Raw genomic sequence first — 11,190 nt, 5'->3', positions numbered from 1 at the left:
ATCGTTCCGGCAGTGCTGATGTTCGTCGGCGTCCTGGTCGTATGGCAGGTGGCGGTCTCAGTATTCGGCATTCGCGAATATCTGCTGCCCAGCCCGATTTCAGTGATGTATGCCATGTTCGATGGCGGCATCAACTGGGTGGGCCATATCTGGGCGACGGGCCTGGCCATTTCCGGCGCCTTCATTCTGGCCACCGTCTCCGGCGTGCTGCTGGGAACCGCGATTGCCTGGTCGCAGACCGTGGCGCGGGCGCTGATGCCGTTCCTGGTCTTCGTCAACACCCTGCCCAAGGTCGCGGTCACGCCGCTGTTCCTGCTGTGGCTCGGTTACGGCATCTTCCCCAATATGCTGATCGGTGCGCTCATCGGCTTCTTCCCGGTGGTCATCAATACCGCAGTCGGGTTGCGCCAGATCGACAATGACATGATCGATCTGGGCCGTGTCTTCAACGCCCCCAAATGGAAGGTGTTTGCAAGATCCGCATTCCCAACGCCTATCCCTACATTCTCAGTGCTCTGAAGGTAACCGCGACCTCGGCCGTGGTCGGTGCGATCGTGGGCGAGTTCGTCGCCTCCCAGCGCGGCCTCGGCTACGTGATCATTACCAGCCAGAGCAGCATGAACACTCCGCTGGCCTTCGGCGCCCTGGTCTGGATCTCGATCATCGGCCTGGCGCTTTATGGTGCGGTTGCCGGCCTGTCGAGTGTGTTGGCCCCGTGGGCCGAAGGCCAGTCGAACAGATAGAATGGCCCAACAACGGGAGAACGAGAATGATCAGAAAACTTTTGCTTGCTCGCTGACAGTCCTCGCCACCATGGCGATGCCCGCAACGGCTATCGCCCAGGAAAAGTTCACCTTCGCGCTCAACTGGTTTCCGGTTGGCGATCATGCTGCCTACTGGGTTGCGCTCGACAAGGGCTATTTCTCCGCCATCGCGGCCTCGAGGTGACGCTGGAGAATTCCAAGGGGCTCGGGCGATTCCATCGCCAAGGTCGATACCGGTCGCGCCGATGCCGGTCTGGCCGACGCCGCGGTGATCATCGGTTCGCTCTGCGCGGCACCCAGATCAAGATCGTGGGCATGGTGTTCGACAAGACGCCAATCAATTTCTTCCCTAACGGTCGACAAACCGATCACCGAGCCCTCCCAGCTTGCAGGCATGACCATCGCCGCCCCGCCGGGTGACAGCCAACGCGTTATGTGGCCCGCTTTCGCCAATGCCAACGGCATTGATCAGAATAGCGTGACCTGGATCAATATCGAGCCGACCGCCAAGATCGCGGCACTGGCCGAAAAGCGGGCCGACGGCCATCTCCGACTATACCACTGGCCTGCCTTTGTTTCGAAAAGCCGATGGGCGTTGGCAACGTGGTCATGATGCCATGGGCCGACCATGGCTTCGACATGTATTCCATGTCGATCATGGCCAGCGAAAACACCATGAACGAGCGCCCCGAAGTACTCAGGAAGTTCCTCGAGGCCGCATATCTCGGCTGGCAGGACGTGATGTCGGACCCGGAAGCGGCTCTCGCCATCTTCAAGAAGCACGTTCCCGGAAATCGATGAAGTCGCGATCGGCGAGAACATGATGCTCGGCCTCGATCTGATGGCGACGCAACGCTACAAGGACCACGGCATCGGCTGGATGGATGAAGCCAAGATGTGCGCTTCGGTCGATCTGGTGAACACCTATATGGACCTGCCGGCCAAGGTTGATTGCGCCGACGTGTTCACCAACGATTATCTGACCAAGATCGAACTTCCGCTCGATGTAAAATGATCGGCGCTTAACCTGTAGCGACAATACTTTGGATAAGACTTCCATAGAACTCGACCGGATCAGCATGACCTATCACGCCGCAGCGGCCCGGTCGAAGCCCTCGCACGAAATCTCCCCTGACCGTTGGTCGGGGAATTCGTCTCGCTGGTCGGGCCGAGCGGCTGCGGGAAATCGACCCTGCTGCGCGTCGTCGCCGGCCTGCGCCCTCAGCCGGAGGGAGCGTGCTGGTGGATGGCCGCCCGTCACCCGGCCCATTCCCAACGTCGGCATGGTGTTCGGGGCCGCCGTGCTGCTGAAATGGCGCAGTATCCTCGACAACGTCCTGCTGCCGGCCGAGCTCACCAGGCAGGGCTCCCGGGCGCAGTATCACCAGCGCGCACTGGAACTGTTGCGGCTGGTCGGCCTCGAAGATTTCGCTGAAAAGCGCCCCAGTGAATTGGCTTGTCGGGCGGCATGCAGCAGCGCTCGCTCTGCCGCGCTCTGCTGCTCGATCCACCACTCCTGCTCATGGATGAGCCCTTCGGCGCTCTCGACGCCATGACGCGCGACGAGATGGCTCTCGAACTGCTGCGGGTCTGGGGCGAAGCCAGTGGCGCGCGGGGCGCGCAAGACCATTCTGTTCGTGACCCATTCGATCCCCGAAGCGGTATTCCTGTCCGACCGGATCGTGGTGATGTCGCCGCGCCCGGGGCGGATCGCCAAGATCATCGATGTCGCCCTGCCGCGCCCTCGCACAGTGGAGAGCCGGGCCACGGCGGAATTCGGCCAATATGCGCTGGACATCTACGACATCCTCACCGGACGCACCACGCCCAGCGGCAGCGTCAATAGCGTACCGGCATGATCGCTCCGCAGGTTGAGGTGGTGGAAATCATCCGGCGTGAACGGCCTTACACGCTGCGCATGCCGTTCCGCTTCGGTGTCACCACCGCGACCCATGGCCGGCAGGCCATGATCGGCGTGCGCATCCGGCTGACCGATGGGCGCGAGGGGTTCGGCTATGCCGCCGAAGCGCTGGGGGCCAAATGGTTCGACAAGAACCCCGCACTCACCGACGCGGACAATCATCATCAGCTCCGCCGCGCCCCCTCGAATTGGCCGGCAATGCCTATATGGCTGCCGGCCCGGCGGCGGCTTTTGATCTGTTCGCCGACAATTATCGCGCCCATATCGAGGCTTGTAGCGTCGAGGACTGCCCCTCGGGTCGCCAGCTACGGCCCGGCTTTGCTCGACCGGGCGGTGCTTGACGCGCTGTGCCGCCTGCTTGGCGCGAGCTTTTTGCCAGAGCGATCCAGAGCAATCTGCCCGGCATCAGGGCCCACCCCATCGTGCCGGAACTCGACGGCTTCGATATCGACGCCTATCTCGCGAGCCTTGAGCCTGCCGCCAGCATCGACTTGCGCCACACGGTTGGCCTGGTCGATCCATTGACCCGCGCCGACCAGCAGAGCCGCGTCGACGACGGCCTGCCCGAAACGCTCGAAGAGGTCGTCGCCCGCTATGGCGGGCGCTACTACAAGATCAAGGTCGGCGGCAATGTCGCTGAGGACATCGATCGGCTGACCGGCATCGCAGCAATCCTCGACCGCATGGCTGCGCCCTACAGCATCACGCTGGACGGCAACGAGCAATATGAAAGCGCAGAGGCCGTGCTGCCCCTGCTGCGCGGCATCGCCGAACGCCCGGCATTGTCGCGCTTTGCTGCATCGATGCTGTATCTGGAACAACCCATCAAACGCGCCGCCGCTTTATCCACGCGGATGGATGCCGTGGCTGCCCATACGCCTGTTATCATCGATGAATCGGATGGCGAACTGTCGTCTTTTCCGCAGGCACGGGCGCTGGGCTATACCGGCGTGTCTTCCAAGGCCTGCAAGGGTTTTTACAAGTCCATCCTCAATCTGGCGCGCTGTCATGTGTGGAACGCTTCGGGCTCGCCGCGCTATTTCATGTCCGGCGAGGACCTCACCTGCGAGCCGGGCGTCGCGTTGCAGCAGGACCTGGCCCTGGTCAATCTGCTCGGCCTGACCCATGTCGAGCGCAATGCCCACCATTTCATCAATGGCTTCGATGGTCGGAGTGCCGCCGAGGCGCAGGCGTTTCTCACGGCCCATCCTGATCTCTACAGCAACGACAATGGGCAGGTACGCCTGCGCATCGACCAGGGGCGCGTTGCCATCGGCTCGCTGGATTGTCCCGGCTTTGCCGCAACCGTCACTCCCGATCTGGACGCGGCCGAGCCGATGCCGCCGGCGATCTGGCCATCACAAAGACAGGCAATGCGATGATCGCGGACTATTCCCGGCTGGACGCATTGGCGCTCGCCGATCTGGTGCGCCGCCGCGAAGTCTCCGCCGCGGAAGTGCTGGAGACGTGCCTTGATATGGCGTCACGGTTCAATCCGGCGCTGAATGCCATCGTTACCCCGCTCTATGACCAGGCCCGCGCCGCCATTGCCGCCGGCCTGTCGGATGGCCCTTTCCGCGGCGTGCCCTATGTGTTCAAGGAGTTGGTGGTCTCGGCGGTCGGCGCGCCGTCTACCGCTGCCTCGCGCCTGTTCGCCGATGCCATGCCCACCGCCAACAGCGAAATCGTCGAGCGCTGCCGCAAGGCTGGTCCGGTGGTTATCGGCAAAACCAATTCCTCCGAATTCGGGCTCTCCGCTGCGACCGAACCCGCCTTGTTCGGCTCCACCAGCAATCCGTGGGACCTGAAACCGTCCCCCGGCGGCTCCAGCGGCGGCTCAGCGGCAGCGGTTGCCGCCGGTATCTTGCCGATGGGCCACGCCACCGATGGTGGCGGCTCGATCCGCATTCCGGCGGCCTGTTGTGGGTTATTCGGCCTAAAACCCACCCGCGGTCGTATCAGCGCCGGTCCCGAAGGTGGCGAGGGCCCGGCGGGGCTGGCCAGCCCAGCACGCCGTGACCGAGCGTCCGCGACAGCGCCGCCCTGCTCGACGTCACTGCCGGACCCATGCCGGGCGATCCCTATAGCGCGGCGCCGGCAGAGGGGACTTACCTGGAGCAGTCGAGCCGGGACCCGCGGCCGCTGCGGATAGCCTACACTACCCAATCCATCCAGGGGCACGCCGATCGATCCCGAAATACGGGCCGTGACCGAGGCTACCGCAAAGCTCTGCGCCGCCTTGGGCCATGAGGTCGTCGAGGCGACTCCCCGCTTCGATTTCGAGGCCGTGCGGAACGGCTTCGCAGCAGTGTTCGCGGCCAATTGCATGGCCAATATCGCGCGCGCCACCGGCGGTGCCCTGCCCCCGATGGCACCATCGAGCCCTTGACCCGCGCCGTGGCGACGCGCGGCCGCGCGATGCCTGCGCACGAATACATCACCCATTTGCAGACCCTGCAGCGCGAAACGCGGCGCATTGCCGGCTTCTTCCAGGACTATGACATCTGGCTGACACCAACGCTCGCAGCCCCGCCACACCCAACGGGCACGTTCAGCAACGCCACGACGGATGTGGATGCCTGGCTCGAAAGCCTCCCTGGCGTTCACGCCCTTCGCCTTTCTCTTTTTTAACGTTACCGGCCAGCCGGCGATGTCGATTCCGCTCTGGCAATTGGCAAACGGCTTGCCGACCGGCAGCCATTTCGCCGCCCGCTACGGCGAGGAAGACTTGCTGTTCCAATTGGCCGGTCAGTTGGAACGGGCCCAGCCGTGGTCAGATAGACGACCGCAGCTCAACGGATAGATGCGGGCTTCAACAGATGGTCCATTCTGGCGGGACCGGATCACCACCCGTCGTTTAATGTCCAACATGCATGGGGTTGCGGGCAATTGCGTAAGAATTTCGAGGATCGACTGCTGCCCTTGCCAAGGTAAGGGCAGCGCTCCGCTTATTCGAACACATTGCCCCAGGTGCCTAGGTTTCGGGCCTTGAGCAAAGGTGAGGCGCTGCCGATCAGGGCGAGTTCGCTGGCCGCTCTGAGCAGATCCTGTCCGTGTTTCATCATCAGGTCCTCGGTGAACCTGATCGACGGACCGGCGACGACGATAGCGGCGGTTGCTTCTTCGCCTCGCCGTTGAACGGCCGCGGCCATCGAGCTCATGCCCGGAGCGTAGACATTGCGTATCATGGCAAAGCCGCGAGCTCGGTGTTCGGTAAGCATCTTGAGCAGCGCCTTGACCGTGGTCGGGGCGCGGGGGCCGTAATGTTGTGGGTCGCCGAAGCCCTGGCGAGAGACAGCTTCGACGGCCTCCTCGTCGGTTCGCGTCATGAGCCAGGCGTGACCGGCCGCACTGCATGACAGGCGCAGCTCGATGCCCATGTCCGGGCCATACAATACCCCGGAATTGGCGCCCTGCGCCTTGGCAACGAGCGTCAGGCGGGTGCCGTCGATAATGGCGAGGCGGACCAGTTCGTCGGTGACGCCGGCGAGGCGCTGCAGCAGCGGCTGGGCGATATCGACCAGTCCCGACTTGCTGAAATAGCTCAGCCCCATGGCTGCCAGTTTGGTCGTGAGTCCGTATTCCCCCCGCTGCGTCTGGCGCACGTAACCATAGCCGATCAACTCGAGAAGCGTCCTGTGGCAGCCGCTGCGTGACTGGTTGAGCTCGGTAGCGATGCTGACGAGGTCGGCCCCTTCCGGCTTGGTGGCTAGAAAACTCCAATATTCCCAGCGTCTTCTCAATGGCTCCGCTCAGTTTCGCCTCCTGCTACGCGCTGCACTGATCACCGTCATACGATAGCTCAGGCGGGGCAGCAATCCTTGCATTTTTTATAAGAAATTCAAAAAATTGAAAGACTTCAATTTATTATTTGACATGGGCCGCCAGATGTTTACGGTCAGCGACGCCGGTGGGCCGGCCTTATTTCTGTAGTCACCGAGAGGAGATGGTGACGACGATCTCGCACCGCATGCTTGCTGCTGCGCCTGCTCGACCTTGCGGGCTACCGAAATAAATCCATCGACGCGAGCAAGGCTCGGGTCCTTGGGGCGCTGATTTTTTGGAGGAGATTGCATAATGGGGGATTTTGACGAATATTGCCCGGGCCTCCGGCAGTAGCGCCGCTACTGTGCCAGGAGCCCGAGCGCAGGAAGCCACTGACTGGCCATGGCCGGGTGGCCTGGGCAACGCCAAATACTCGCCCCTGACGCAGATTACGCCCGAGAATGTCGGGGCTCGAGGTAGCGGAATATGATCTAGGCCCCGAGCCGGGGCGTCGTGGCTACAATGCCACGCCGATCATGATCGACAACGTCATGTACTTCACCAAGGATCTCACGCGGATCATCGCCGCGATCAGCGCTGAAACTGGCGAGGAACTTTGGGCAACCGACATGCGGCAGCTTCCCGGCGTGCCCTGGAAACTGCCGCCGATAACCGGAGGCATTTCCTACTGGCCGGGACGGACGATCAGGCGCCGCGCATCGTGGCGGGGACCAATACTGGCTTTCTGATCCAGCTCGACGCGGCGACCGGTGCGGTCATTTCCGGCCCGGCAGGCGTCGTCAACCTGTCCGAAGGCGTCATGGACAAGTTTGAGGTGGGTGACCCCCCGGAGGTTCGGATGCCTCCTTCGATCTACAACGAATCCCGCCATCAAGCCGGGCGCACCGGCGAGCAGGGGCGCTACGGCATCCCGGGCGATCCGCGGGCCTTCGATCTGCTGACCGGCGGAAGAGGTGTGGCGCTCGGACGCCGTGCCGCATCCTGGGCGACGAGAACTTCGGCGACTGGGGCGCGGATGGCTGGCAGGACAGGCGCGGACCCGGCGTATGGGTGGGTGCAACCGTCAATGAGGAAAACGACCTCGTCCTCATCCCCATGGGCAATGCGACCGACCAGAACTACGGGGGCCATCGCCCCGGAGCAAAACTCAAGCGCCGGCTCTCTCGTGGCGCTCAAGGCATCGACGGGCGAACTGGTGTGGTATTTCCAGCATGCCGCCCACGACATTATCGACCTCGATACCGGTTCGGCTCCCACGCTCACCGAAGCCTATAACAGCGACGGAGAGCTTCGTGCCGGCTGTCGCCCAGATGACCAAGCAGGGGCTGCCGCGCCATTCCTCGACCGGCTGACGGGCGAACCCATTTTCGAGACGGAGAAGGTTCCCACTCCGCCCACCGATGCGCCTTTCGATGAAGCCCGCCCGAGCAGTGGATGACGATCAATCCGCCGCCGATCTCGCGCGTCTCCATGGACCGCGACGAAGTGTTCACGGGAATCTCCGAAGAGCATACGCAATATTGCACCGACCTCTACGACCGGTCCGCCCAGATGGGCCCGCAAACGCCCTATGGCATGGTACCGAGCCTCGTCTTCCCGGGCTCGGAAGGTGGCGGTAACTGGGGTGGCGTGGCGGCAAATCCCCCCCCCCCGACCTCGACCTCATTTTCATCAACACCCGCGACGCTGGCGTCATCGCGCAATTGCAGGGTCGCATCGACGACAACATGCCGTCCTTCGGCAAGTCCAAGATCCCGACCTCGTTCTACGTGGGGCCGGAAGGGTATCCCTGCCAGGAGCCACATTGGGGCGAACTGGTCGCGGTCAGCGCCCAGACGGGCATATCGTCTGGCGGGTTCCCGTTGGCGAATATGAAGAACTGGCCGCCCGCGGCATTACCGGAACCGGCACCGCAACAGCGGCTGGCGCTCCGATCACCACCGCCGGTGGGCTCGTCTTCATCGGTGCGGCCACGGACGCCAGTTCCGGGCCTTCGACGCCAGCAGCGGCGAAGAGCTTGGACGACCGATGTCGGCATCAATGCGCTGGCCACGCCCCTGACCTATCTCGGCGGTGACGGCGATCAATATGTGGTGGCCGTTGTCGGTGGCGGGGAGGCCGGGTTCACCACTACCCATTCCGGAACGCGCACCGGGCATGGCGAAGCTCATTGCATACAAGCTTCCTGAGGGGGAGAGAAATAATGGACAGGCGAAACTTCATCAATTCCGGTGTCGTCGCGGCACTGATGGCCAGTGTTCTCTCGAGCCGGGCGTTTGCTCGGACCGCTCCCGCCACGAGCGACCTTCCGAGGCCGCAATTCTCCGGCATGGACGCCTATTCGCGCTATCTTCACTGGCTGCGTGAGCCGGCCGAGATTGCGTCAGCCTGCCGGGAGCTCACCTTGAGCAGCCTGATGCTGACCGTGAGCGACGGCGATGCTCACGTCCAGCTGGTTGATGTGACGACCGAACTTCCGCTCTTCGTCAACGCCCTGCGTGAAGAAGGCATAGAGGTGCGGCAGATCCGCGGTGGCGGACAGACCGAAGTGGACGAGGATGTCGAGCGTCTGGTCGGCACCATGAGCGATCTTGGCATCACCCATTACTGGCTGGGCACCGATCGCTACGACTTCAGCCAGCCCCATCATGCCCCAGCTCGACGCGATCAAGCGCAAGGTGGAGCAGTTTGTGGCTCTCAATGAGAAATACGGCGCCACGATCCAGTACCATACCCGCTCGGGCGCATCCTCGGTCGGCAGTGCGGTCTGGGACCTGTTGTATGTCTTCAATGACTTCGACCCGCAATATGTCGGCATGCACTGGGACACCGGCCACATGTCCAATCATGGCGCCATGTGGGAAACGCTTTCCGCACGGCGGCGCCCTATATCTCGGCCAGTAGCTGGAAGGACCGGGAAGCCGGTGCAGGATGACGGGGGGCTGACTGTCGAGGGTGGCGGTTTTCCCGGCCCCGAAGGGCCTTTCCTCGGAATCCGCGGTCATCGAAGAGCAGCGTCCTCTCGGTCAGACGGCACGTGCAGCCGAGAATCCGCTCGACAAGATGCGCCTGCCCTGGCGGGCAGCCATTTCGCCCGCGGCATGGGCTGGAGCTACGAGGATGTCGCGCTCGGCACCGGCTGGGTCGATTTCTTCCGCTACGGCGAAGTTCTCAAAGAGATCGGTTACACGGGCCTGATGGACCTGCAGGCCGAGTACGGCTATCCGCTCGGAGGCGCCAATCGCGGCAAAACCGAGCTGGAGCTTCCCCCAGAATGGTGCTGGGCGCCATCAAGCGCGATGTCCTGACCATTCGGGCTGCGCTTGACCAGTCGGGTAGCGGCATCTCCGTCTAGGTGGTCTCGAGTGGCCCGGACCATGTCCGCCACTCTTTCTTTCCACATGCGCCTTCGCCTGGCGAGGGTCGATCAGAAGAAACCATCGCGATGACCAACCTGTTGCAGCTGCAATCAGTGTCCAAAAGCTACGGCGCATTTCGCGCGCTGGACGATCTCTCCCTGGTGTTGCGGCCGGGTCAGTTCGGCGTGCTTCTGGGTCGCAATGGTGCCGGCAAGACGACGCTCTTCCAACTCCTGACCGGCCTGTTTGCGCCGGATCGGGGCCAGATCGTCATCGATGGCTACAATATGGCCAGGCAGGCAGTCAGGGCGCTGGCGCGTCTGGGCGTGGTCTTCCAACAGCCCACGATGGATCTGGATCTGAGCGTGCGCCAGAATTTGCGCTTTCATGCGCGGATGCACGGAATGGGTCGGATGGCCGATCCCCGCATCGACGAGGAACTCGCGCGCATCGGTCTGCTCGACCATGCGGATGACCCGGTCAGGAAACTTTCGGGCGGCAACAGGCGCAAGGTGGAACTGGCCCGTGCGCTGCTGCCTTCGCAAGGCCCGCTTTGCTGCTGATGGATGAACCCACGGTCGGCCTAGACCCGGCGTCGCGCGCAAAGCGCTGCTCGACTATGTGCGCCAGCTCTGCAGCGAGCAGGGAACCGCGGTGCTGTGGGCGACCCATTTGGTCGACGAGGCCGAGCAGGCGCATCGCGTATTCGTCCTGCATCACGGACGACTTATCGCAGAGCACACACACCCGAAGCGCTCTGCCAGCAAAATGGAGCGGACACGATGGCCACCGCTTTTTCTGCAGCTTACAGGAACAAGGCCGGTATCGGAGGAGGACGCATGAAAGCGCTGGGTTATATAATGGGATGTCTGTTGGCGATCAGCTCGATCCAGCAGGCACAGGCTGCCGGAACCGGCTATGTCTTTGTCTCCAACGAGGTCAGCAATACCGTTACCGTGCTCGACGGCGAGACACTGGAAAAGGTCACCGACATTCCCACGGCCGCGCGGCCGCGTTGGTTGGCATTCTCGCCGGATCAGGAATTGCTTTATGTCGCCTGCGGCGACGACAGCCGCCTGGATGTGTGATCAGCGTTGCCGACCTGGAGGTCGTTGACAGCATCTATATCGGGCCCGACCCCGGAGATTTTCGATCTTTCCAGCGACGGCAAGCGCGTCTTTGTGTCCAACGAGGATGATGCCGTTCTGAGCGTCATCGATGTGGAAACGCGCGAGTTTCTGGCCGTGGTTGACGTGGGCTATGAGCCGGAAGGGTTCTCGTTGCCCCTGATGACAGCGTTGCATGGGTGACGTCCGAGGTTGCCAACATGGTGCACAAGGTGGATCTGTCCACCTACAAG

The 11,190-nt window shown here is 62.8% G+C and carries 20 protein-coding genes and 2 pseudogenes; 21 read left to right on the top strand and 1 reads right to left on the bottom strand.

Annotated features, from left to right (window positions below):
• The first annotated feature begins 18 nt into the window (after positions 1 to 18).
• From NVV79_RS22470 to NVV79_RS00170, 13 genes and pseudogenes are all read left to right on the top strand, one after another.
• A pseudogene (locus tag NVV79_RS22470) lies at positions 19 to 743 on the top strand (ABC transporter permease).
• Position 744: 1 nt separating this feature from the next.
• Entirely contained in the window at positions 745 to 948 is a 204-nt protein-coding gene (locus NVV79_RS00225; protein WP_303985072.1) for a hypothetical protein, read from the top strand.
• Between the two features lie 9 nt (positions 949 to 957).
• Positions 958 to 1,377 carry an ABC transporter substrate-binding protein gene (locus tag NVV79_RS00220; RefSeq protein WP_369684690.1) on the top strand — a complete coding sequence of 140 codons (420 nt, stop codon included), beginning with the start codon at positions 958 to 960 and terminating at the stop codon, positions 1,375 to 1,377.
• Positions 1,353 to 1,565 (top strand): ABC transporter substrate-binding protein, encoded by a 213-nt coding sequence (locus NVV79_RS00215; RefSeq protein ID WP_303985070.1) that lies wholly within the window; start codon positions 1,353 to 1,355, stop codon positions 1,563 to 1,565. Before NVV79_RS00220 ends, NVV79_RS00215 begins: the two co-directional genes overlap by 25 nt.
• Before the next feature lie 22 nt (positions 1,566 to 1,587).
• Entirely contained in the window at positions 1,588 to 1,779 is a 192-nt protein-coding gene (locus NVV79_RS00210; RefSeq protein ID WP_303985068.1) for a hypothetical protein, read from the top strand.
• A 123-nt stretch (positions 1,780 to 1,902) separates the two neighbouring features.
• Positions 1,903 to 1,974, top strand: a pseudogene (locus tag NVV79_RS00205) (ATP-binding cassette domain-containing protein); the annotation flags it as partial.
• Between the two features lie 73 nt (positions 1,975 to 2,047).
• Positions 2,048 to 2,320, top strand: a complete 273-nt coding sequence (locus NVV79_RS00200; protein WP_303985086.1) for a hypothetical protein — start codon at positions 2,048 to 2,050, stop codon at positions 2,318 to 2,320.
• Positions 2,321 to 2,368: 48 nt separating this feature from the next.
• Entirely contained in the window at positions 2,369 to 2,623 is a 255-nt protein-coding gene (locus NVV79_RS00195) for a hypothetical protein (protein ID WP_303985066.1), read from the top strand.
• The gene (locus tag NVV79_RS00190) at positions 2,620 to 3,210 is read left to right on the top strand and encodes a hypothetical protein (protein WP_303985064.1); all 591 of its coding nucleotides are present in this window, start codon (positions 2,620 to 2,622) and stop codon (positions 3,208 to 3,210) included. Before NVV79_RS00195 ends, NVV79_RS00190 begins: the two co-directional genes overlap by 4 nt.
• Positions 3,108 to 4,067: an enolase C-terminal domain-like protein gene (locus tag NVV79_RS00185; RefSeq protein WP_303985062.1), complete on the top strand. Its 960-nt coding sequence runs from the start codon at positions 3,108 to 3,110 to the stop codon at positions 4,065 to 4,067. Before NVV79_RS00190 ends, NVV79_RS00185 begins: the two co-directional genes overlap by 103 nt.
• Positions 4,064 to 4,837, top strand: a complete 774-nt coding sequence (locus tag NVV79_RS00180; protein WP_303985061.1) for an amidase — start codon at positions 4,064 to 4,066, stop codon at positions 4,835 to 4,837. Before NVV79_RS00185 ends, NVV79_RS00180 begins: the two co-directional genes overlap by 4 nt.
• Before the next feature lie 54 nt (positions 4,838 to 4,891).
• Positions 4,892 to 5,074, top strand: a complete 183-nt coding sequence (locus tag NVV79_RS00175; RefSeq protein WP_303985060.1) for a hypothetical protein — start codon at positions 4,892 to 4,894, stop codon at positions 5,072 to 5,074.
• Entirely contained in the window at positions 5,071 to 5,316 is a 246-nt protein-coding gene (locus NVV79_RS00170) for an amidase family protein (RefSeq protein ID WP_303985059.1), read from the top strand. Before NVV79_RS00175 ends, NVV79_RS00170 begins: the two co-directional genes overlap by 4 nt.
• Before the next feature lie 317 nt (positions 5,317 to 5,633).
• Here the strand turns inward: NVV79_RS00170 and NVV79_RS00165 are convergent, their stop codons facing one another.
• Complete coding sequence (locus NVV79_RS00165) at positions 5,634 to 6,428, bottom strand: IclR family transcriptional regulator (protein WP_303985057.1); 795 nt, start codon at positions 6,426 to 6,428, stop codon at positions 5,634 to 5,636.
• Positions 6,429 to 6,911: 483 nt separating this feature from the next.
• Here NVV79_RS00165 and NVV79_RS00160 point away from each other — a divergent pair, with 483 nt between their 5' ends.
• From NVV79_RS00160 to NVV79_RS00125, 8 genes are all read left to right on the top strand, one after another.
• Complete coding sequence (locus NVV79_RS00160; RefSeq protein WP_303985054.1) at positions 6,912 to 7,199, top strand: hypothetical protein; 288 nt, start codon at positions 6,912 to 6,914, stop codon at positions 7,197 to 7,199.
• Entirely contained in the window at positions 7,172 to 7,909 is a 738-nt protein-coding gene (locus NVV79_RS00155) for a hypothetical protein (protein ID WP_303985052.1), read from the top strand. The genes NVV79_RS00160 and NVV79_RS00155 overlap by 28 nt, the downstream gene beginning before the upstream one ends.
• A gap of 265 nt (positions 7,910 to 8,174) precedes the next feature.
• On the top strand, positions 8,175 to 8,660 hold the full coding sequence (locus NVV79_RS00150; protein WP_303985050.1) for a hypothetical protein: 486 nt from the start codon (positions 8,175 to 8,177) through the stop codon (positions 8,658 to 8,660).
• A 14-nt stretch (positions 8,661 to 8,674) separates the two neighbouring features.
• Positions 8,675 to 9,175, top strand: a complete 501-nt coding sequence (locus tag NVV79_RS00145) for a hypothetical protein (RefSeq protein WP_303985048.1) — start codon at positions 8,675 to 8,677, stop codon at positions 9,173 to 9,175.
• Positions 9,120 to 9,779 carry a hypothetical protein gene (locus NVV79_RS00140; RefSeq protein ID WP_303985046.1) on the top strand — a complete coding sequence of 220 codons (660 nt, stop codon included), beginning with the start codon at positions 9,120 to 9,122 and terminating at the stop codon, positions 9,777 to 9,779. Before NVV79_RS00145 ends, NVV79_RS00140 begins: the two co-directional genes overlap by 56 nt.
• A gap of 137 nt (positions 9,780 to 9,916) precedes the next feature.
• Positions 9,917 to 10,393 (top strand): ATP-binding cassette domain-containing protein, encoded by a 477-nt coding sequence (locus NVV79_RS00135; protein ID WP_303985044.1) that lies wholly within the window; start codon positions 9,917 to 9,919, stop codon positions 10,391 to 10,393.
• A gap of 219 nt (positions 10,394 to 10,612) precedes the next feature.
• Positions 10,613 to 10,918, top strand: a complete 306-nt coding sequence (locus tag NVV79_RS00130) for a beta-propeller fold lactonase family protein (protein WP_303985042.1) — start codon at positions 10,613 to 10,615, stop codon at positions 10,916 to 10,918.
• 24 nt (positions 10,919 to 10,942) lie between these two features.
• The gene (locus tag NVV79_RS00125) at positions 10,943 to 11,140 is read left to right on the top strand and encodes a hypothetical protein (RefSeq protein ID WP_303985040.1); all 198 of its coding nucleotides are present in this window, start codon (positions 10,943 to 10,945) and stop codon (positions 11,138 to 11,140) included.
• The last annotated feature ends 50 nt before the right edge of the window (positions 11,141 to 11,190 follow it).

The sequence above is a fragment of the Devosia ginsengisoli genome, assembly GCF_024707105.1.
GTDB lineage: Bacteria > Pseudomonadota > Alphaproteobacteria > Rhizobiales > Devosiaceae > Devosia > Devosia ginsengisoli_A.
Note: the sequence above shows the minus strand (reverse complement) of the source record. Positions and strands in the feature narration are given on the sequence as shown.